At 39.0% G+C, this 20239-nt stretch carries 20 protein-coding genes; 11 read left to right on the top strand and 9 right to left on the bottom strand.

All coding sequences use genetic code 11. The annotated features are described in order from the left end of the window. Positions 1–119: 119 nt before the first annotated feature. The 7 genes from QE422_RS16910 to QE422_RS16880 all read left to right on the top strand — a co-directional run bounded on the left by QE422_RS16910 (position 120) and on the right by QE422_RS16880 (position 6598). Positions 120–758, top strand: a complete 639-nt coding sequence (locus QE422_RS16910; protein ID WP_072962479.1) for a DUF47 domain-containing protein — start codon at positions 120–122, stop codon at positions 756–758. Positions 759–778: 20 nt separating this feature from the next. After that, on the top strand, positions 779–1921 hold the full coding sequence (locus tag QE422_RS16905) for an inorganic phosphate transporter (RefSeq protein ID WP_307461005.1): 1143 nt from the start codon (positions 779–781) through the stop codon (positions 1919–1921). A gap of 395 nt (positions 1922–2316) precedes the next feature. Next, a complete protein-coding gene (locus QE422_RS16900) occupies positions 2317–3186 on the top strand; it encodes a hypothetical protein (protein ID WP_307461002.1) in 870 nt (289 codons plus the stop codon). A 146-nt stretch (positions 3187–3332) separates the two neighbouring features. Continuing rightward, positions 3333–4304: a polyprenyl synthetase family protein gene (locus tag QE422_RS16895; RefSeq protein ID WP_307462398.1), complete on the top strand. Its 972-nt coding sequence runs from the start codon at positions 3333–3335 to the stop codon at positions 4302–4304. Positions 4305–4364: 60 nt separating this feature from the next. Then, positions 4365–5324, top strand: coding sequence for a GSCFA domain-containing protein (locus QE422_RS16890; protein WP_307460999.1), 960 nt, complete (start codon positions 4365–4367; stop codon positions 5322–5324). Then, positions 5317–5829 carry a DUF4269 domain-containing protein gene (locus QE422_RS16885; RefSeq protein WP_307460996.1) on the top strand — a complete coding sequence of 171 codons (513 nt, stop codon included), beginning with the start codon at positions 5317–5319 and terminating at the stop codon, positions 5827–5829. Before QE422_RS16890 ends, QE422_RS16885 begins: the two co-directional genes overlap by 8 nt. Before the next feature lie 4 nt (positions 5830–5833). Next, a complete protein-coding gene (locus QE422_RS16880; RefSeq protein WP_307460993.1) occupies positions 5834–6598 on the top strand; it encodes a TatD family hydrolase in 765 nt (254 codons plus the stop codon). A 96-nt stretch (positions 6599–6694) separates the two neighbouring features. Here the strand turns inward: QE422_RS16880 and QE422_RS16875 are convergent, their stop codons facing one another. Both QE422_RS16875 and QE422_RS16870 read right to left on the bottom strand, forming a co-directional pair. Beyond that, complete coding sequence (locus QE422_RS16875; protein WP_307460990.1) at positions 6695–8002, bottom strand: DEAD/DEAH box helicase; 1308 nt, start codon at positions 8000–8002, stop codon at positions 6695–6697. 85 nt (positions 8003–8087) lie between these two features. Then, a complete protein-coding gene (locus QE422_RS16870; protein ID WP_307460985.1) occupies positions 8088–8576 on the bottom strand; it encodes a DUF6438 domain-containing protein in 489 nt (162 codons plus the stop codon). Between the two features lie 168 nt (positions 8577–8744). Between QE422_RS16870 and QE422_RS16865 the strand changes: the two genes are divergently transcribed. Beyond that, positions 8745–9476 (top strand): bifunctional 2-polyprenyl-6-hydroxyphenol methylase/3-demethylubiquinol 3-O-methyltransferase UbiG, encoded by a 732-nt coding sequence (locus QE422_RS16865; RefSeq protein WP_307460983.1) that lies wholly within the window; start codon positions 8745–8747, stop codon positions 9474–9476. Position 9477: 1 nt separating this feature from the next. Here the strand turns inward: QE422_RS16865 and QE422_RS16860 are convergent, their stop codons facing one another. The 5 genes from QE422_RS16860 to QE422_RS16840 all read right to left on the bottom strand — a co-directional run bounded on the left by QE422_RS16860 (position 9478) and on the right by QE422_RS16840 (position 13955). Then, entirely contained in the window at positions 9478–10527 is a 1050-nt protein-coding gene (locus QE422_RS16860) for a DUF6438 domain-containing protein (protein ID WP_307460981.1), read from the bottom strand. Continuing rightward, positions 10520–11503: a GTPase ObgE gene (obgE, locus tag QE422_RS16855; protein ID WP_294226406.1), complete on the bottom strand. Its 984-nt coding sequence runs from the start codon at positions 11501–11503 to the stop codon at positions 10520–10522. Before obgE ends, QE422_RS16860 begins: the two co-directional genes overlap by 8 nt. 78 nt (positions 11504–11581) lie before the next feature. Further along, positions 11582–12163 carry an adenylate kinase gene (locus QE422_RS16850; protein ID WP_307460978.1) on the bottom strand — a complete coding sequence of 194 codons (582 nt, stop codon included), beginning with the start codon at positions 12161–12163 and terminating at the stop codon, positions 11582–11584. 153 nt (positions 12164–12316) lie between these two features. Further along, positions 12317–12871 (bottom strand): hypoxanthine phosphoribosyltransferase, encoded by a 555-nt coding sequence (hpt, locus tag QE422_RS16845; protein WP_307460975.1) that lies wholly within the window; start codon positions 12869–12871, stop codon positions 12317–12319. A gap of 589 nt (positions 12872–13460) precedes the next feature. After that, a complete protein-coding gene (locus QE422_RS16840; RefSeq protein ID WP_307460972.1) occupies positions 13461–13955 on the bottom strand; it encodes a hypothetical protein in 495 nt (164 codons plus the stop codon). 58 nt (positions 13956–14013) lie between these two features. On the opposite strand from QE422_RS16840, the gene QE422_RS16835 reads away from it, so the two are divergent. Next, a complete protein-coding gene (locus tag QE422_RS16835; protein ID WP_307460968.1) occupies positions 14014–15600 on the top strand; it encodes an ABC-F family ATP-binding cassette domain-containing protein in 1587 nt (528 codons plus the stop codon). 47 nt (positions 15601–15647) lie between these two features. Here QE422_RS16835 and QE422_RS16830 read toward each other — a convergent pair whose 3' ends face one another. Both QE422_RS16830 and QE422_RS16825 read right to left on the bottom strand, forming a co-directional pair. Continuing rightward, the gene (locus tag QE422_RS16830; RefSeq protein ID WP_307460966.1) at positions 15648–16667 is read right to left on the bottom strand and encodes a Kiwa anti-phage protein KwaB-like domain-containing protein; all 1020 of its coding nucleotides are present in this window, start codon (positions 16665–16667) and stop codon (positions 15648–15650) included. Continuing rightward, a complete protein-coding gene (locus tag QE422_RS16825) occupies positions 16660–17250 on the bottom strand; it encodes a hypothetical protein (RefSeq protein WP_307460964.1) in 591 nt (196 codons plus the stop codon). The genes QE422_RS16830 and QE422_RS16825 overlap by 8 nt, the downstream gene beginning before the upstream one ends. A 162-nt stretch (positions 17251–17412) precedes the next feature. On the opposite strand from QE422_RS16825, the gene QE422_RS16820 reads away from it, so the two are divergent. Together QE422_RS16820 and QE422_RS16815 are read left to right on the top strand one after the other, a co-directional pair. Then, entirely contained in the window at positions 17413–18699 is a 1287-nt protein-coding gene (locus QE422_RS16820) for an adenylosuccinate synthase (protein WP_294199916.1), read from the top strand. 598 nt (positions 18700–19297) lie between these two features. Then, positions 19298–20134 carry an energy transducer TonB gene (locus QE422_RS16815; protein ID WP_307460961.1) on the top strand — a complete coding sequence of 279 codons (837 nt, stop codon included), beginning with the start codon at positions 19298–19300 and terminating at the stop codon, positions 20132–20134. Positions 20135–20239: the final 105 nt, after the last annotated feature.

Here is a 20239-nt window from a genome sequence, read left to right as displayed (position 1 = left end):
TGCCGGTTTTTTTATTTGATAATCAGGACTTAAGCTAATGTTAACAAAACTTAATGTTGTATTGTTTCAGGTAAGGGGGTTTTTTAAGAAATTTGCACACGAATTATAAAAACTTTACAATGGGAATTGGTAATATTTTCCACGCTTTTCAACCGAAAGATAAAATCTTCTTTGTGCTTTTCGAAAAAGTAACAGAAAACCTTGTAGCAATGTCTGAGGAGTTCAACCACGGAATCAAAGATTTCGATCTTAACGACGATTCCATGTTGAAAAAGATGAGCGACTTTGAACACAAAAATGATGAACTAACCCACGAGATCTTCGTAGAGTTGGGGAAAAATTTCATTACTCCCTTCGACAGAGAAGATATCCACACTTTAGCGACAGGATTGGATGATATCGCAGATTATATCTACGCATCCACAAAATATATTTTCTTATACAAATCGCCTGAAATGAAGGCTTATTCGGATTTCTCACTGCTTATCCACAAAGCATGTCTTGAGATCCAGAACGCCATGAAAAACCTGAAAGGGTTTAAAAATATGGAGCAGGTAAAAGAAGCTTGTATCAAAGTAAACTCTATTGAAAATATTGCCGACGATTTGCTGTCTAATTCCATGGTGGAATTATTTGAAACAAACGACGCGATTAACATTATCAAAGTTTCATCCGTACTTAATTATCTTGAAGTAGTAACCGATAAGGCAGAAGATGTTGCCAATACGATTGAGAACATCATGATTAAATACGCTTAATTAATAATTATAATTAAACAATGGAATTTCCGATTTTACTTATAGTTATTATTGCATTGGCGTTAATATTCGATTACATCAATGGTTTCCATGATGCCGCCAACTCAATTGCGACTATTGTTTCTACAAAAGTTTTAACTCCGTTCCAGGCTGTTCTTTGGGCAGCACTCTGGAATTTTGCCGCTTTCTTTATTGCCGCTTACATTATCGGAGAATTTAAGATTGGTAATACGATTGCCAAAACCGTTAACGAAAACTTTATCACCCTTGAAGTAATTTTCTCAGGTCTGGTTGCGGCCATTGCCTGGAACCTTCTGACGTGGTGGTTCGGTATCCCTTCTTCCTCTTCGCATACACTGATCGGAGGATTTTTGGGAGCAGCCCTGATGCATGCCTTTATGATGGATTATCATGACGTGGCAGCAGCCCAGCCCGGTTTGGGAGCTTGGGGAACGATGAAAGAAGCCTTCAGCCAGGTGACGCATCAGAGTGTCGTAAAATTTGATAAGGTAATTCCTATTTTCCTGTTCATTTTTATGGCGCCGATCATCGGGATGATTATTTCAATCATTATTACCTTAATTATCGTTCACCTCTATAAAAAATCGAATCCTCATAAAGCCGATCAGTCATTTAAGAAATTACAGCTGGCTTCTTCTGCTTTATTCAGTTTGGGGCACGGTCTTAATGATGCTCAGAAAGTAATGGGGATTATCGGGGCAGCGGTAATTTATTACCACGTCAATATGCTTCAGGATCCGGAATATCTGAAGGTTGCTTCTGCAGACCGTTTTGATTATTTCGCACAGCATTACATCTGGGTTCCTTTGGTTTCCTTCATCGCGATCGCTTTGGGTACCATGAGCGGAGGCTGGAAGATCATCAAAACCATGGGTACTAAGATTACCAAAGTAACTTCTCTGGAAGGGGTAAGTGCTGAAACAGCAGGAGCGATTACTTTATTCATTACCGATCACTTCGGAATTCCTGTTTCCACGACGCATACCATTACCGGTTCGATCATCGGGGTAGGACTGACGAAAAGGGTTTCCGCCGTAAGATGGGGAATCACTGTAAGCCTTCTTTGGGCTTGGGTACTTACCATCCCGATTTCAGCTATTGTTGCAGGAATCACTTATCTTGCCGTGACATTTTTATCGTAAGATACTCTTAAATCATATATAAAACTTTGCTCATTCGGGCAAAGTTTTTTGTTTTATAAGGTTGATAAGATTTTCTTTTTGACCTTGATGTTATTTTAATGAAAATGTAATTTTTTGAATATATAATTACTTACATATTATCATAATATTAATATAGGTGTGGTATTTGTTAAGTTTTATGAAATTTTATCTATTTATGATGATTTAATTTATATATTTGCTATCGAAAACAAAATACAGGAAGCACAGGTGGCGCTTGATGACTAATATAATTTGTATTAAATATCATGCTACCATTACGTTGTTCCACTTTCTTGATTTCCGCCCATCACAAAATTTAATAGGTATACTTTCTGAGTGTATTGCTTCACCTAATAAATTAAATATAAAGGAACATGACAAATTTTAAAAAAGGGCAGAAAAGAATTGCCTTAACCGCTATGCTGGCTTTCGGTACGTTTTCCTACGCTCAGGTAGGCATCAACACGGCTAACCCAAGAGCCATTTTACATGTTGACGGAGCGAAAGACAACCCTGCTACAGGTACTCCTTCTGCTGCTCAGCAAAGCAATGATTTCGTCGTAACTTCTGCAGGTAATGTAGGGATAGGAACAGAATCACCTGCAGGAGCTTTGGATGTACAGAGTGTGACCGGTGGATTTATCCCGCCAAGAATGACGACAACTCAGCGTCAGAATATTACTTCACCTACAGCCGGAACAATGGTATACGATACCACATTAAGTCAGTTTTATTACTATTCGGGTGTTCAATGGGAGTCTTTAGTGCCGGTAGCACCGAGTGCAAAGATTTTCCAGATTGTCCGTAAGAATACGAACCAGACGATTCCTACGGCTGATACATCAGGGGATATTACTTTCGACACAACTTCAGGACAGGGTACAGGAGTTTCGGTAAACAATGCCATTATTACCCTTCCGGCAGGAAAAACATTCCTGGTTACAGGATATTTGGCGATAGGATCTACTTCAAACAGTACCCAAAGCTGGGCAAGATACGAAATTGTAGATGCTGCCCTCAACAATTCATCAACCTGCATCGTAGCTTCAAGAGGCTATAATGAGCCTTCTACCGAGACCAATAATGACTCCTCAGGCGGACCTGCGCTATGCGTTATAAATACAGGAACGTCTGCGAAAAATATCAAACTTCGTATTACGGCAAAAAGAAATGATGCGAATGTGGTGACGACATCGATTGCAGACCCTTATGCTGAAACTGCAGTATTGATTCAGGAGCTTTAATTTCCTGGCTGATAAATTTAAATAAACCGAACGGTGATCCCGTTAATGAAAGCATTCTTTAGAGGATGCTTTTATTTTTTAAATGTTGGGGAGAGTTGTTTTACATCCTCCAAAAAATTGTATTTTTGCTTAAACTATTAGAATTTATGGAATTTTTAGACCGATACCAGCAGATTGTTGCGGATGCCATTGCCAAATATACTTTTAAAGACAAACCTGCGGAATTATATGAACCGATGAACTACATCATTTCCCACGGCGGGAAGCGTCTTCGTCCGATCATGGTTCTTATGGCATGCGATCTGTTCGGCGGTGATCTGAAGGAGGCCATAAAGCCTGCGCTGGCCATCGAATTCTTCCATAATTTTACCCTGATCCATGATGATATTATGGATGAAGCTCCGTTGAGAAGAAACAAGCCGACCATCCATACACTTCACGGGATCAATGTAGGAATCCTTTCCGGGGACGGCCTGATGCTGAAAGCCTACAAATTTTTTGAGGATCTTGAGCCTGAAATTTTCAAGGCATGTATCCGGATTTTTACCCATACCGGGCTTCTTTTATGCGAAGGCCAACAGTACGACATCAATTTCGAAACCCAGGAAAATGTAACGTTCGACGATTACATCCGGATGATCACCTACAAAACAGGAGTATTAAGCGCGTCTTCATTCGAAATAGGGGCTTTGATCGCAAAAGCAAACTTCAAAGATGCCAAAGCCATTTTCAACTTTGGAAAACATATTGGGATTGCCTTCCAGATTATGGACGATTACCTGGATGTATTCGGTGATCAGGCACAGTTCGGAAAGAAGCATGCCGGGGATATTTATGAAAATAAAAAGACGGTTCTTTACCTGATGGCGAGAGAACATGCTACAGATGAAGAAAGAAAAGAACTCGATTACTGGTATTCTAAAAAGACGGATAATATTGATAAAGTATACGGCGTAGAAAAGATCTTCAGAAGAACGAAAGTAGACGAGAAGGCATTGCGTTTAATCGAGAAACATAACGAAATCGGGCAGAGCTACCTTCAGAAAATCGATATTCCGGAGGAAAAGAAAAAGCCTTTTGCAGAACTGGCTAATTATCTGTTGAGAAGAGAAAGTTAATACATAATGGGTCAATTCAGAATTTTCAGATTGGCCCATTTTCAAATTTAAACTGAGTTGATGAAATTCCGGACAGAAGTTGATATTAAAGAATCGAAGAAGAAGATTGAGGTTGAAGATAAAATATTTTCAATAGGATCATGTTTTGCTTCAGAAATGTCAGACCTGTTTCATCAGGGACAGTTACAGACCGTGAACAATCCTTTCGGAACCATCTTTAACCCGTTCTCGATCAGCAATTCCATCAAAAGGCTCCACGATTCCGAATTTTATGAAGAAGAGGAGCTGATCACTTTTGATGAAACCTTTATTTCGCTGGATCATCACACAAGTTTTGATACCCGGTACATCCATCAGACGTTAGATAAGATCAACTCCAGGATCACAGAAGGGAACCAATTTCTTCAGGAAAGCAATTGGGTGATCATTACCTATGGAACTTCATTTATCTACGAATTTGGCCCTAAAAACAAACTCGTGGCCAACTGCCATAAAATCCCGCAGAAGTTCTTTCAGAAAAGGTTACTAACGCATCAGGAACTTACCGATTCCATTTACAATACTATTTTAAACTTAAAAGATATCTGTAAAGACGATGTACAGATCTTGTTCACGGTGTCTCCGGTGCGTCATACGAAAGACGGGATGGCCGAAAACCAGCTGAGCAAATCAAAATTAATTACCTCCATCCATGAAATGACTGAAGAGCTGGACTATTGCCATTATCTTCCTGTTTATGAAATACTGATGGACGATCTGCGCGATTACCGTTTCTATAAGGAAGACATGATTCATCCTACGGAACAGGCCGTTAATTACATTTTTGAAAAATTCGGCAACGCTTATTTTTCTGAAGAAACGAAAGAGTTTATCAAAGAGAATTTTAAAATTTCCAAGGCGTTGGAACACCGCACCAGTGATGAAAAAGATCCCAAATACATTCAGTTTAAAGAGAAACTGAATGAAAGAATTGAGGTTCAGCGCAAAAAAGTAAAGCATAAAATATTTCCAGATGATTGATTTTACAGCCATTGATTATCTCAAAAACGGAAATGACAGACAAAAAAGAGCATACGAACTTCTTTCCAAACATCTGATTCTTGAAAAATTAAAAGAATATTCCCCGGTATTGGCCGGAACCATTCCCATAGAAATTGATATTGAAGAAAGCGATCTGGATGTCATCTGTGAGGTGAAGGATAAGGCTGAATTTAAAAGGCTACTGACGGACGTTTTTTCTGAATTCAATATACATATCGAGGAACTTGTCATAAACGGAAGGGAAGTTATCACCGGTAATTTTACGGTAGAAGAATTTCCTGTCGAAATTTTTGGCCAGGATCAACCGGTTACTGAACAGAATGCTTACCGCCACATGATCGCCGAATATAGAATATTACAGGAAAGAGGTGAAGATTTTAAACAGGAAATAATCGCATTAAAAAAACAAGGTTTCAAGACAGAGCCGGCTTTCGGACAATTGCTGGGACTTGAGAACCCTTATGAATATCTATTGAAATTGTAAAGAAATGATTGATACGCATACCCATTTATACGCAGAAGAATTTGATGAAGACCGAAAAGAAGCCATTCAGAGGGCTTTGGATAAAGGAATAACCGGATTTTACCTTCCGGCCATCGATTCGGAATCCCATGCAAAAATGCTTCAGCTCGAAGCGGAATATCCCGGAAAGGTCTTTTCAATGATGGGACTGCACCCGTGCTACGTAAAACCGGAAACCTGGGAAAAAGAACTGGAAATAGTAAAAAATTACCTTGATGAGAGAGCGTTTCCTGCCGTCGGAGAGATCGGAATCGATCTGTATTGGGATCAATCCACCTTAGATATCCAGGTGAGAGCTTTTGAGCAGCAAATCGACTGGGCCATTGAAAAAGACCTGCCGATCGTTATCCATACCCGGGAAAGCTTTGATGAAACGTTTGAAGTGCTGGAAAAGAAAAAGCATCCGAAGCTCCGCGGGATCTTCCATTGTTTTTCAGGAAATCTGGAACAAGCCAAACATGCGACTGATCTGAATTTTATACTGGGCATCGGTGGAGTAGTGACCTTCAAAAACGGGAAAATCGATCAGTTTTTGCAAGAAGTTCCATTGGATAAGATTGTTCTGGAAACCGATTCTCCATACCTTGCGCCCGTTCCCTACAGAGGAAAGCGTAACGAAAGTTCCTATCTGGATCTGGTTGCCGGTAAGTTGGTAGATATTTATGGTGTTGATTTTTCTGAAATTGACAGGATCACCACGGAGAATGCTAAAAAATTATTTGCGTACTGATTCAATAGGAGCGGGTTTTAGCCCGCTTTTCAATTATAATATCAGATTGGCTTAGCTCAACCATAAAAAAGGCCTTCCAGATCGGAAGGCCTTCATCTATTTCTTTCTTGTAAAATTCTTGTTCTTCGGCTTTTTGAAACCGACATTAGCGGCTGCACCTTCAGGCTTCTTTTTGTTGTTATTCGGCCTTGAGTTATTAGGTCTTGAAGATTTCGGTCTTTCTCCGCCTGCTGCCATCGGCTTGTTGTTGGAGTCTCTTTTCTGGGCAACAAGATCGTCAGTATGGAACGGGTGATCTTTAACGATCGGAATTTTCATCCCGATCAGCTTTTCCGTATTTTTTAAGTTTAATAAATCCAGTCCGTCTACGAATGAAATAGAAGTTCCTTCTGCGCCGGCTCTCCCGGTTCTTCCGATCCGGTGGACATAAGTTTCAGAAACGTCGGAAAGCTCGAAATTAACGACGTATTTCAGTTCGTCGATATCAATTCCCCTTGCAGCAATATCAGTAGCCACCAATACCCTTGTTTTCCCGGATTTGAAATTGCTCAACGCGTTCTGGCGGGCATTTTGTGATTTGTTTCCATGGATCGCTTCTGTTGTGATATTGTCTTTCTGAAGCTTACGGGCAATCTTATCTGCGCCGTGCTTCGTTCTTGAGAATACCAATACCGAATCTGAAATGTCGTTTTTCAGGATATGCGTCAGAAGATTCAGCTTGTTGTCTTTTTCCACAAAATACACCGATTGTTTGATGGTTTCGGCTGTTGAAGAAACAGGCGTAACCTCTACTTTTACGGGATTATTCAGGATAGAATCAGCCAGTTTCTGGATTTCCGAAGGCATGGTAGCAGAGAAGAACAAAGTCTGTCTTTTAGGAGGCAGAAGCTTGATCACTCTTTTTACATCGTGCACAAAACCCATATCCAGCATCCGGTCGGCTTCGTCCAATACAAAAATCTCAAGATGTTTTAAGCTGATAATTCCCTGGGCGATAAAATCCAGGAGTCTTCCTGGTGTAGCCACCAGAATATCCACTCCTTTTTTCAGGGCAGTTTCCTGATTACCTTGTTTTACACCTCCAAAAATCACCAGGTGTTTTAAAGGCAGGTATTTCCCGTAGGCCTGGATGTTTTCCTCGATCTGTATGGCCAGTTCTCTGGTCGGTGTTAAGATCAGGGCTTTAATATGGTTGTTCTGAAATTTATTCTTCGAAAGATTCTGAAGGATTGGGATGGCAAAAGCAGCCGTTTTTCCTGTTCCTGTCTGTGCACACCCCAGAAAGTCTTTACCTTTTGTAATTTCGGGAATTGATTTTTCCTGAATAGGTGTGGGGTTCGTATATCCTTGTTCCTGGATTGCCTTCGCAATAGGTTCTATTAAATGTAAGTCTGTAAAATTCAAATGAATTGTTTTTATAATTAAAACAAAATTCCCTCAAAATGAAGGAATTTTGTTTTGCAAAGGTAGTTTAAATATTTTTAATGGATTATTTTACTTTTGTCCACTGTTGGTTATGTCTCAGATCCTCAAAGAATTTGTATAATTCAGCGAGTTTTTCAGTGCCTCTTTTACCATAATCTTCTACATGTTTTGTCGTTCCATCAGCAAACTGTATTCTCAGATATGATGTAGGAAGGTCGGTAACGTTCCTTTCGCCATATTTTTCATTCAGGCTCTTTACATTAAGATTATTCAGTAAGGCAATAAGAGCATTATAATCCGTTTCTTTTATAGTTCCTTTAAAAGTTCCTTCCCTTGGCTTATCGAATTCACTTTTTGAAAAACCTTTGGAAAAGTTGAAATGTTCCGCTTCGAGTACTGCAGTCCGGTCCGGATTGATGGTTATTTTAAAAATAGGGCAGGATCCGAAGCACGCTCCGGCTTCATATTCAATCCTGGAATACTTGGAATTGGCTTTTTGTGATTGACAGGAAAATAGAAGAATCACCGCAAAAAGACTCAGGATATATTTCATAGCTTATATTTTTCCCGTATCGCTCAAGAATTGTTCCAAAGTCTCTGTTTGAGACCTTATTCATATGATTTAAAATAAAGGTTTTACGGCCGGTTGTTCAGGATAAAATTAAATTTTGAAAGATACTTCAGATAAATTTTTGTTATTTTGAAGTCAGAAAAATTACGCATGTATACTTTCCTTAAATCTGTTGTTAAAAATATCATTCCTAAAGAAACGCTCATCCGCCATGAGGATCAGTTGAGAAAACTTCTGAAACCGTTTTATCAGGGAAAAGATCATGAATGTAATATCTGTCAAACAAAGCTTAAGAAATTTGCCCGGCTGCAAAACGGACAGCTGATTTGCCCGGTTTGCGGAAGCTTACCCCGCACAAGACGACTGAATATGCTGCTGGAAAACGAATTTCTAAAACCGAACTTTTCCTTTCTGGACTTCTCCCCTTCAAGAATGCTCTATAAAAAATGGAAAAAGCGAGAGGATATTTCCTATTATCCCACCGATTTTGAAAATGAATTCCTTTCCGATTACCATTATGACATTACCCATATAGATGCGGAGGACGAAAAATTTGATCTGATAGTCTGTTACCATATTCTTGAACATATCACCGAAGATCAAAAAGCCATGGGTGAACTGTACCGTGTTCTGAAAAAGGGAGGTGTTGCTTTAATTCAGACGCCTTTTAAAGAAGGGGAGATCTATGAAGACGACTTGATCACAACCGAAGAAGAGCGGTTAAAACATTTCGGCCAGGAGGATCATGTACGGATTTATTCGGTTAAAGGGTTGGAATCCCGTTTGAAAAATGCCGGTTTCCAGGTGACGGTAAGAACTTTTTCGGAAGATCTGTATTACGGATATTCTCCGAATGAAAAAGTGCTGATCTGCAAGAAATAACCTATTTCACTTTTTTCCAGTCCTGATTAAACCTTATATCAAACAGTATTTGATATAATCTTTTTAAACCGTATGTGCCGGACAAGCCGTAATCTTTAATGGATTTCGTCTTTCCGTTGTCATAGGTAATGGTTAGTATAACCGATTGATCATCGGTCCAGTGTACGGCATAATTGTCCTGAAGTTCAGCGAAATTCAGATAATTCAGCAGATTCTCCAGATTTTGGAGGTCAGCTTCTTTTATCTTTGTTTCAAAGTTGCCTTCGCCTTTTTTAAAGGCTTTGTGCGATTTTTTTTCAAAGTCCGGATCGTTACTTTTAAAAAAATTATAATTCTCCGCAATAAATTTTGACAATCCCGATTTATTGAGTTTCAAAGTAAATACCGGACAGGTGCCATAACACATGCCGGTTGTAAATTCTATTTTCTGTATATAATGATGAGATGGATTAGAATTATATTCTACCAGTCCATCAAATTGATAATCCAGAATTTTTGACACCAGCTTATGGGTAGTAGCATATCGATCAGAATACAGGTCTTCTTCGATTTCTTCCGTAATGACTTTAAGATAATCCTTTCCGTCAATATTCAGGACTACAGGCACTGCAAAATCGAAATAGGTCGGATTTACGGAGGTAAGTTTATAATGCTTTCCAAAGTCCAGAAGCAAATTAATACTCGAATCATAGGAGTATGTTTCATGTGTATCCGAAGATACGCCCTGACAGCTTTGGTCGTCTCCGATAAATATCAGATCGGTTAAGCCATTGTGATCAAAATCGCCCTTGTAAAAACTTTTGGTTACTCCTAAACTGTCGGCGGCTCTTTTCAATCTATCGGTTATATCGGTAGAGGTTCCGGTAAAACTTTGAATTGTTTTTAAAATAAACTTGGAATAACGGTCGGATGTATCGAATTTACTGTTTCTTACAAAAGACTCAACCTCAGAATCTGTTCTGAGGCTGTCTATTTTTGATAAAGCTCTGCCTTGTGAAAAGCACAGCTGACTGATCAAAATAATGGTTAAAAGAAATACTTTTTTATCCATGCAATTGTTTCCAGATCGCATCTTTCAGTTCCATAAGCCCTTCGCCGGTAACGCCGGAGAAAAACAACGGCTGCTTATTTTCAGGGAATTCAGCGGCGATTTCTTTTTTCAGCTCCTCATCCAGAAGATCGGATTTTGAAACCGAAACAATGAAATCTTTATCCAGCAGTTCCGGATTGTATTCCTTCAATTCGTTTTCCAGGATTTTAAACTCCTGAAAATGATCTTCGGAATCGGCAGGAATTAAGAACAATAAGATGGAATTTCTTTCGATATGTCTTAAGAAACGGTGTCCTAAGCCTTTACCTTCCGCAGCTCCTTCGATGATTCCCGGAATATCGGCCATTACGAAAGATTTGTAATTCCGGTAATCCACAATTCCTAAGTTTGGCGTTAAAGTGGTAAATGCGTAATCTGCAATTTTCGGTTTTGCCGCAGAAACTGAAGAAAGGAGCGTGGATTTTCCTGCATTCGGAAATCCTACCAATCCTACATCGGCAAGGATTTTAAGCTCGAAAACCACATAGCCTTCCTGTCCGTCCATTCCCGGTTGTGCAAACCTCGGAGTCTGGTTGGTAGAAGATTTGAAATGTTCGTTTCCTTTTCCGCCCATTCCGCCTTCCATCAGGATGATTTCCTGTCCGTCTTCGAGGATTTCCCCGATGATTTCCCCGTCTTCATTTTTGGCAATGGTCCCGATCGGAACTTCAATATACACATCGGCTCCGTAAGCCCCGGTTAGCTGGTTTTTTCCTCCGTTTTCCCCGCGTTCCGCCTTTACGTGACGCGTATAACGAAGAGGAAGTAAAGTCCATTCGTTGGCATTTCCTTTCATGATAACGTGGCCGCCACGGCCTCCGTCGCCTCCGTCAGGTCCGCCTTTAGGAATATATTTTTCACGGCGGAGATGCGCAGAACCTGCCCCTCCGTGTCCGCTTTTACAATGAATCTTTACGTAATCTACAAAATTTGACATAATTTTAATTCAAGGTTTTATGTTTAAGGTTCAAAGTTTTAACCTTGAATTTGGAACTTTGAACCTTGAATCAAAAATTTATTTTTGAAACTTTTCTACTTCAGCGAAAAGCTTTTCAGAGATTTCACTGATGTCTCCGACACCGTTGATCTCTACATACTTGCCCTGCTGCTTGTACAGCTCGGCTACTTCTGCTGTTTTTGCGTAGTATTCTTTTATTCTGTTTCGGATGATCTCCACATTGCTGTCATCCGATCTTCCGCTGATTTCCCCTCTTTTCAGAAGTCTTTCTTCCAAAATAGAATCTTCAACCACTAAAGAAAGGCAAACGTCGATCTCGTCATTCAGCTCTTCTTTTACAATTTTTTCCAGCGCTTCCGTCTGAACTGCCGTTCTCGGATACCCGTCGAAAATAAATCCTGCCGCCTCGGTCGGTTTTCTGATCTCGTCGATCAGCATATCGGTGGTTACCTGGTCCGGAACCAATTCTCCTTTATCGATGTACGATTTGGCCAGTTTCCCAAGCTCGGTATCATTTTTCATGTTGAATCTGAAAAGGTCACCCGTTGAGATCTGCTTCAAATTGAATTTCTCGATTAAGTTTTGCGCTTGCGTACCTTTTCCACTTCCCGGAGGGCCGAACAGAACAATGTTTATCATAATGGTTTAGGGCTTCTGGCTTTTGGCGGCTGGCTTCTGGCTTTTACCGTCAGCGTATTTGCTTTTGCCTTTAGCATTTTTAAGTTATTATTAAATCTATTTCTATATTTTACTTTTTCAGCTAAAAGCTATCAGCCAATAGCCAACAGCGTTTTAATGGTTGATCTGTCCGTCTTCTAATTGGTACAGATTCGGTAAGTTTCTTCCCAATTCATCATAATCCAGGCCGTAACCCAACACAAATTTATTAGGGATTTCTTTTCCGATGTAATCCAGCTTGAAATCTTTCTTGTATACTTCCGGTTTCAACAGGAAAGATGCAATCTTTACGGATTTCGGACGCTGGGTCTCGCTGAAATATTTGAACAGGCTTTCTACCGTATTTCCCGTATCCACAATATCTTCTACTAAGATGATGTGGCGGTCCTTTACGTCTTTCGTCAGCTCCATTTTCTGGTAAACGATCCCGGTGGATTCGGTTCCTACATAAGAACTCATCTGGATAAAAGCAATCTCGCAAGGTCCCGGGTAATGCTTCAGCAGGTCTGAAAAGAACATGATTACCCCGTTCAGAACCCCGATGAAAACAGGAACCTCATCCTTATAATCTTCATAAATTTTTAAAGCCGTAGCTTTTACAATCTCCTGAATCTCCGCATCTTCCAGATAAGGAACAAAAGTTTTGTCGTGAACTTTAATACTTTCCATAAAAATTTTAGTAGGCGGCAAAGTTAAGGATTTTTGATGAAAGTTTCTTATGAGCAGTTTTTTAGGGTGAATTTTGATTTGCAAATGAATGGTGAAAGGTAAATTTCATAAAGCTTTTATGAACACAAAGCGCACAGAGGTTTTTTAGTGCTTACTGCTGCAAGTTTCACAAAGCCGTTACACTGTAAGAGTAATGTACGCTGGTTAAATATATTGCAGGTAATTGTTGGCAAGCGCAAACCCGCAAATGTTTTGAATGCTTCATGTTTTAAGTCGTAAAGATTTTATCTTCGATAAAATTGTGGATTGCCCAGGATCTTTTGCATTTAATTGGAGATATAATCTCTCGCAGATTTTGCAGATTACGCAGGTCGAAGTTGAAATTAAAGGGTATGAAATTCGACTCATTCGAATTCTTCGCGCCTTAAAGCATTGTGTTTCTCCATTCAATTTGCGCCTTTGCACATCCAAATAAAGTAATAACCTTCAAAAGTCTGAAGCAAATGTACTTAACCGCAATTCCCCTCCGGATCGGAGGGGTGTCAAAAATTCAAAGAATTTTTGACGGGGTGGTTTGGGAGGTGAATAGTTAATGGTGAATTTCGCTCCGTGAGTCAATTTTGCTCCGCCAGTAAATTTTCAGACTGAACTTAAATTGACCATTCACCAGCGCAGCGGATTGACTATTGACAAGAAGTGAATGGTGAATTTCGCTCCGCGAGTCAATTTTTCTCCGCAAGTGAATCTTCAGACCGAACTTAAATTGACCATTAATAAGCGCAGCGGATTGACCCGCAGGAATTGACCATTGACATTGAATGACCACTGCCTTAGCCCCGATTGCCGCGGCATCCTTTTTTTGCAATGGGAAAAGCCAGGCAAAAAAGATACAGCAGAAAGCGGGAAAAAGCTCCTGAAAAGAAAGGAAGCTGGATGATGGATGCAGGAAGTTTATACTCGCTGTGAAACGTATTGATCTGTAATCGGATACTGGAATCTGAAATTTTTGAAATAAATAAAAATTCCTAACTTTGCCATTCGCAAAACAAAAAATTATCAGGATGTAGGATTCAATTTCTTTCAAATATAATTAAGAGCAACCGCATTGGCGTTGCAGGTTTTAACTTTTAAAGAAAGAAATAATGATTTTTCTACACGATATATCCTTTGGGTTTCCGGCTGGAGACCTGCTTTTTAATTCTATTGATTTAACGATCCCTTCAAACTCGAAATCGGCTTTGGTCGGGAGCAACGGCACAGGAAAATCCACCCTGTTGAAAATAATCTCGGGCGTCCTTGAACCTCTGCGAGGAAGTGCACACCTACAAGGCGAAATGTTCAATGTTCCGCAAATGTTTGGGAATTTTGATGACTTTACCATCGCCGAATGTCTGAAAATCGATAAAAAGCTCGAGGCCCTTAACAAAATTACCGCTGGCGAAGTGGAGGATATTTATTTTGAAATACTTAATGACGACTGGGATATCGAGGAACGTTCCCGGCAGGCTTTGCAGTACTGGAAACTCGACGGTCTTCACTTTAACCAGAAACTAGGCAGCCTGAGCGGCGGACAGAAAACCAAAGTCTTTCTTGCCGGAATGATGATCCATGAACCAGAGGTAATTTTGCTCGACGAACCGACCAACCACTTGGATCTTGAGGGCCGGAATCTGTTGTATGATTTTATCGGTAAAACAAAATCAACCGTTGTGATAGTAAGTCACGACCGTGCTTTGCTGAACCTGGCGGACACGATTTTTGAGCTGAGCAATCAGGGAATTTCAACATACGGCGGGAATTATGATTTTTATGCCGAACAAAAGGAAATCGAAAATGAGGCGTTGCAGAACGACATCCATTCCAAAGAACGGGCCCTGAAAAAAGCCAGGGAAAAGGAGCGCGAAGCCCTGGAACGCAAGCAGAAGCTCGACGCAAGAGGGAAGGGCAAGCAGGAAAAATCGGGGGTGGCCAGGATTATGATGAATACGATGCGGAATAAGGCGGAGAACAATTCTTCCAAACTGAAAGCGGTCCATGCCGAAAAGATTGAGGGAATTTCAGGCGATCTGCGGGAACTAAGGTCTTCCGTGAGAAATGCGGATCAGATGAAAGTAAACTTTAACGATTCCGGTCTTCATTCGGGAAAACTCCTGATTTCGGCAGAGGAAATCAATTTTGCATATGATGAAATCAATCTTTGGAAAGAAAGCCTCAGTCTGGAAATCCGCAGCGGTGACCGGATCGTTATTAAAGGCCGGAACGGTTCCGGGAAAACGACCTTGATTAAGCTGTTGCTGGGCAATCTTCAGCTTTCCGCCGGGAAAATTGCAGGATCAGATTTTCAATGGATCTGCATCGACCAGGAATATTCTTTAATCGATAAGACAATGACGGTTTATAAGTTTTCCCGGCAGTTCAACGACCGTGCGCTGCCGGAATCAGAAATAAAGACCTTACTGGCAAGATTTCTTTTCGGAAAGGAAACCTGGGATAAAAAATGTGAAGTGCTGAGCGGCGGGGAACGCCTGCGCCTTCTGTTGTGCGGACTATCCATCAGCCAGAAAGCTCCCGATCTGATCATCCTCGATGAACCGACGAATAATTTAGACCTTCAAAACGTAGAGATTCTTACGGATTCGATTAAAGATTATCAGGGAACCCTGCTGGTGATTTCGCATGATGCGGTGTTTTTGGAGGAGATTGGGGTGAGGCGTGAGGTTGTGTTATAATTAAATATGACTTTCTATACAACCAATTGTGTATAGAAAGTCAATTTTTATTCTTCTGTTTGAACTTTTCCTGCGTATGTTCCATATGATTTCCCAGAGTAATCTCCTGTTTTAAAATAATCACATAATAGTTTAATGACATTATCAATATCCTCTTCGTTTTCGAATTGAATTTTGCCATCCTTTACATTAATTGGAGCATTTTTCTTTCTTCCTAATTTTTCTAATTTGTTTATAGTTCTAGGAGATAAAGCATTTAAATTTCCAACTTTTTGTAACTTAATTAATTTTTTATGCATTGATGAGTTTTTTTCGATTTTCTCCGATAATAATTTAATATCACCAAAGCATTCATGATTAGCCATAGAATTTGCTACTTCTTCGGCAACTCTTTTATACTCTTCTTGTAATCCAACAAGTTGTTCGAAGAAAAACTTTTTAAGTACATAAAATGTTTCTTCATAAAATATACAGTCAATCTGCTTATCTAAATATACTGTTTCGCTTTTAAGCAAAGACAATGTGTTAGTATTAGTATCAAAATAAGTTCTGATTTGAGAACCAATAGATTTTTTTTCTTGATCTTTTTGTTTTTCAACTCCTACTTTTCCAGGAGAAATTTTTCTAAAAGTATAGAATGATTTGTTACTGTCTAGTTCGAATTCTGTACAGTATGCCCATAATGTTTCATCTTGAAGAATTTCATTTAGATCGGTTATTTTTTGTGGGCTGCCATTTAATTGATTATATACAACATCAGAAAAAGAACCTACCTTATTTTCAATTTGATATGTAAAAAGGTGTTGAGTTTCATCGGCTACTATATCATAGTCAAAAAAATGTAAATCTTCATTTTCTTCAATTCTTTTAAATTGTTTTAAAGAAAGATCATAAAGATATTGCCTAACTTCATTAGTAATTTCTATTTGATATACTTTAAAATCAAATTTTTCTAAAACCCTTGAATTTGCCCTTATTCCTTCTTTTAAAACTCTAGTTACAAAATACATTTTTAAATTTTCAACATTTGCTCGACTTATAACATCAATTAATAAAGATTTATCCATAGTATATATTCTTAGTAATTAAATTTATTTTAATCTCTTCGTCATTTTCCAAATTTCCTTCTTTGGTTATTAGAAGAGCTTTTTTAGTTTTATTCTTTTTATTATATTCAATTTGATATAAAGTGTGAGTAATGCTTAATATTGGATTTATGACTATCATATTTGATTTTGTGTAAATAAAAAAAATCATTAGTAGTACTAAGAGAATTGAAGAAATATCAAAAAGGTTATTTGTATCTTGAAAAATAAAGGGTACAATATATGTAGATATATATCCTATACTCTCACTATTTTTATTTTCAACATCAATAACTTTGACAAGTTCTCCATTTGATTTATTTATGTTTAGATTGGCTAATAAAAATCTTAAACCTATATAGCCTAAAATTGAGATAAAAAGAAAGAAATAACTTAATCCGAACATTTCAAACGCCAATAAAAAATTTCCTTTTTTTAATCCTCCAAATTCAAAATAATCTATGTTTTGTTTTATTTGCCTTATAATTAGTAAACTAAACAATGGAATATAGGAAGTGATAAATAACACTAAAATTGCAATATTGTTTAATTTTACTTTTTTCATTATTAGTTTTTTAAATTAAATCAAATATAAATATAATAAATCAATCAAGAAAAAAGGGAAACCGTAACGATTTTAATTCCACTCCAAAATAAATTCCACTACAAATTTGCCCACCCAATTTTTTAAAAGTAATTTTGCATGAATCTAAAATAAAAGTAAAATATGTCAACTTACGTAGTTGTAGGTCTTCAGTACGGAGATGAAGGGAAAGGAAAAATCACGGATGTTTTATCGGCAAAATCGGACTATGTGGTGCGCTTCCAGGGGGGCGACAACGCAGGTCACACGGTGTATGTGGGTGAAGAGAAATTCGTGTTGCACCTTCTTCCGTCGGGAGTTCTTCAGTGCAAAGGGAAGTGCATCATTGCCAACGGCGTGGTGGTAAACCCTAAATCTTTCATTAAGGAGGTGAACCAGATCGAAAGCAAAGGCTTGAGAACGGATCATATTTTCATCAGCAGAAGAGCGCATGTCATCATGCCATACCATATCCTGCTGGATACGTACCGTGAGGAAGAGCACGGCGGAACGCAGATCGGAACGACCAAAAAAGGGATCGGACCATGCTACGAAGACAAGATCGCCAGAGTGGGCATCAGAATGATCGACCTTCTTAACCCGGAGATCTTGAGAGACAAAATCGAGAAAAACTTAAAAATCAAAAATTCTCTTTTCGAGAAATATTTCGGAAAACCGACCCTGGATGTTGAAGAAATCTACAACGAATACCTAGAAATCGGAAAACAGCTTCAGGATAGAATCGTAGATACCGAACTGGAACTGAACGAAGCCATCAGAGATGGTAAAAACGTTTTATTTGAAGGGGCGCAGGCTTTGATGCTGGACATCGACTTCGGAACATACCCGTACGTAACATCCTCTTCACCTTCTACCGGAGGAGTTTGTACCGGAGCAGGAGTGCCACCGACTTCCCTTCAGAACCTGATCGGGGTGGCCAAAGCTTACTGTACAAGAGTAGGAAACGGACCGTTCCCATCTGAGTTGGACAATGAGTTAGGAGAAAGCATCCGACAGATCGGTGGTGAATTCGGAGCAACAACAGGAAGACCAAGAAGAACTGGTTGGTTAGACCTTGTTTCTTTGAAGCACGCTTGTATGATCAACGGAATCAACAACTTGGTAATCACAAAACTGGACGTTCTTACAGGAATCGAAAATCTGAAAGTCGTTACCCATTATAAAACGGAAGACGGAAAGATCATCGATTATTTCACTTCTTCTACCGAAAAATTGTACAACTACGAGCCGATTTATCAGGATCTGCCGGGCTGGAACGAAGACATCACCAAAGCAAGAAGCTACGACGAACTTCCGGATACCGCTCAGAAATACATCGAGTTTATCGAGAAATATTTAGGAATCAACGTATACCTGGTTTCTGTTGGCCCTGAAAGAAGCCAGAACATCATCAGAAAAGAATTATTCTAACCGAAGAATTTTAAAATAAAGAAAGAGACTGTCACTGCGACAGTCTCTTTTTCTATTTCATGGATCCATTTTAAGCTTTAAAACCGATAATCACCTTTTAATCTTTTTTTCCATAACAGCCACTTATCAATTACCATTAACTATTAACCATTAACCATAATCAAATTTTACCCTCAACAGCCAACAGCCATCCGCTATTTGAAGTCGGGAACCTGCTTTCCGCTGTATCTTTTTCGCCAAACCTTTGCCTGCGCGGAAAAAGGATGCCGCTGCAATCAGGACTAGGGCAGCAGTCAGTATTATTAACCGGTTCCATAGCATCAACATTTTATTTGTTACAAAACTATTCAGTGGTGATCAGTACTCGCTGTAGGTAAGATCATCTAACATCTATAACTCAGCATTTCACTTCCATCTTCCAGCACCCATCTTCTTATCTTCCTATTCATAACATAATTAAAATTAAGTCATTCTCATACGATTTCATATAAAGTTACGTTTTAATTAAAGTAATGGCAGATGTTTTGCTATTAAGTTATTATTTACCACTAAATGGTAGAGAACTAATAATCAATATTAATGCTTAAATTTTAAAACAATGAAAAACATGCATCAGAATCAGGAATTTCGTTTCAATGAGATTCTTTTCGAACACCGCAACAAAGAATACGGTGCTTATGTCCTAAGAAATGAATCAGACCGGATTTTAACCAAAGCGCTTTTTATCGGCGTAAGTTTGCTGGCAGCAGTTTCTATTACTCCTGTAATAATGAATGCTTTTAAATCTAATAGTGAGAGGACTGTTATTTGCACCTATCCTGGTCCAATAGTGTTAGATGATGTTGACACTCCTGAAATTCAGGTTCAGGTAACTCCAATCAGACCCACTAAACAAGAAGTGAAAATGTATGATAGTTCAGTGCCGACACCGTCAAATCATGCACCTGACACAAATACCGAACAGATTCCGGATGATGCAGTAGCTGGTTTGTCAAACAATTTTAAAGCAGATCCTGCTCCTCAAAATACGTATGTGCCTACTGCTCCGACGATAGGAACAGGACCGGTAATTAGTACAGCTCCACCAGTGATCGTAACTAAAGAAGATCCGAATAAAATAACAACAGGAGACGAACTAGGCCAGGAAGCCGGTTTCATCGGAGGAATCGATGCTTTCAGAAATAAAGTAATGAATAATTTCGATAGCTCAGGTCTTGCATCCGATGAGGTAATGAAGACGACCGTTACCTTTATTGTTGAAAGAGACGGAACTATTTCTGCCATAAAAGCCAACGGTTCCAACACCGAATTTAACGATGAAGCCATCAGGACGATTAAATCTATTAAAGGAAAATGGATTCCTGGGAAAAATAAAAAAGGCGAATCCGTACGAAGCTATTTCAAGTTTCCGATCTCAATGAAGCTTGATAATTAACATAAAAACAAATCTTAAACACTTATCCACAAAGAATTTTTTTTGTGGATAATTTTTTTTATAGCTAAATGGCTTATTAACAATATTTTAACTCAAATTTCGTTT

It is taken from the genome of Chryseobacterium sp. SORGH_AS_0447 (assembly GCF_030818695.1).
GTDB lineage: Bacteria > Bacteroidota > Bacteroidia > Flavobacteriales > Weeksellaceae > Chryseobacterium.
This window is presented reverse-complemented; position numbering and strand designations above follow the sequence as displayed.

Bases quoted from the DNA above. Each gene is read 5' to 3' on its own strand.
- QE422_RS16865 (WP_307460983.1), top strand. From the start codon at position 8,745: ATGTATACTTTCCTTAAATCTGTTGTTAAAAATATCATTCCTAAAGAA.
- QE422_RS16900 (WP_307461002.1), top strand. From the start codon at position 2,317: ATGACAAATTTTAAAAAAGGGCAGAAAAGAATTGCCTTAACCGCTATG.
- QE422_RS16830 (WP_307460966.1), bottom strand. From the start codon at position 16,667: ATGGATAAATCTTTATTAATTGATGTTATAAGTCGAGCAAATGTTGAA.
- QE422_RS16815 (WP_307460961.1), top strand. From the start codon at position 19,298: ATGAAAAACATGCATCAGAATCAGGAATTTCGTTTCAATGAGATTCTT.
- QE422_RS16885 (WP_307460996.1), top strand. From the start codon at position 5,317: ATGATTGATTTTACAGCCATTGATTATCTCAAAAACGGAAATGACAGA.
- QE422_RS16870 (WP_307460985.1), bottom strand. From the start codon at position 8,576: ATGAAATATATCCTGAGTCTTTTTGCGGTGATTCTTCTATTTTCCTGT.
- QE422_RS16850 (WP_307460978.1), bottom strand. From the start codon at position 12,163: ATGATAAACATTGTTCTGTTCGGCCCTCCGGGAAGTGGAAAAGGTACG.
- QE422_RS16835 (WP_307460968.1), top strand. From the start codon at position 14,014: ATGATTTTTCTACACGATATATCCTTTGGGTTTCCGGCTGGAGACCTG.
- QE422_RS16890 (WP_307460999.1), top strand. From the start codon at position 4,365: ATGAAATTCCGGACAGAAGTTGATATTAAAGAATCGAAGAAGAAGATT.
- QE422_RS16820 (WP_294199916.1), top strand. From the start codon at position 17,413: ATGTCAACTTACGTAGTTGTAGGTCTTCAGTACGGAGATGAAGGGAAA.
- QE422_RS16910 (WP_072962479.1), top strand. From the start codon at position 120: ATGGGAATTGGTAATATTTTCCACGCTTTTCAACCGAAAGATAAAATC.
- QE422_RS16905 (WP_307461005.1), top strand. From the start codon at position 779: ATGGAATTTCCGATTTTACTTATAGTTATTATTGCATTGGCGTTAATA.
- hpt (WP_307460975.1), bottom strand. From the start codon at position 12,871: ATGGAAAGTATTAAAGTTCACGACAAAACTTTTGTTCCTTATCTGGAA.
- QE422_RS16895 (WP_307462398.1), top strand. From the start codon at position 3,333: ATGGAATTTTTAGACCGATACCAGCAGATTGTTGCGGATGCCATTGCC.
- QE422_RS16860 (WP_307460981.1), bottom strand. From the start codon at position 10,527: ATGGATAAAAAAGTATTTCTTTTAACCATTATTTTGATCAGTCAGCTG.
- obgE (WP_294226406.1), bottom strand. From the start codon at position 11,503: ATGTCAAATTTTGTAGATTACGTAAAGATTCATTGTAAAAGCGGACAC.
- QE422_RS16825 (WP_307460964.1), bottom strand. From the start codon at position 17,250: ATGAAAAAAGTAAAATTAAACAATATTGCAATTTTAGTGTTATTTATC.
- QE422_RS16880 (WP_307460993.1), top strand. From the start codon at position 5,834: ATGATTGATACGCATACCCATTTATACGCAGAAGAATTTGATGAAGAC.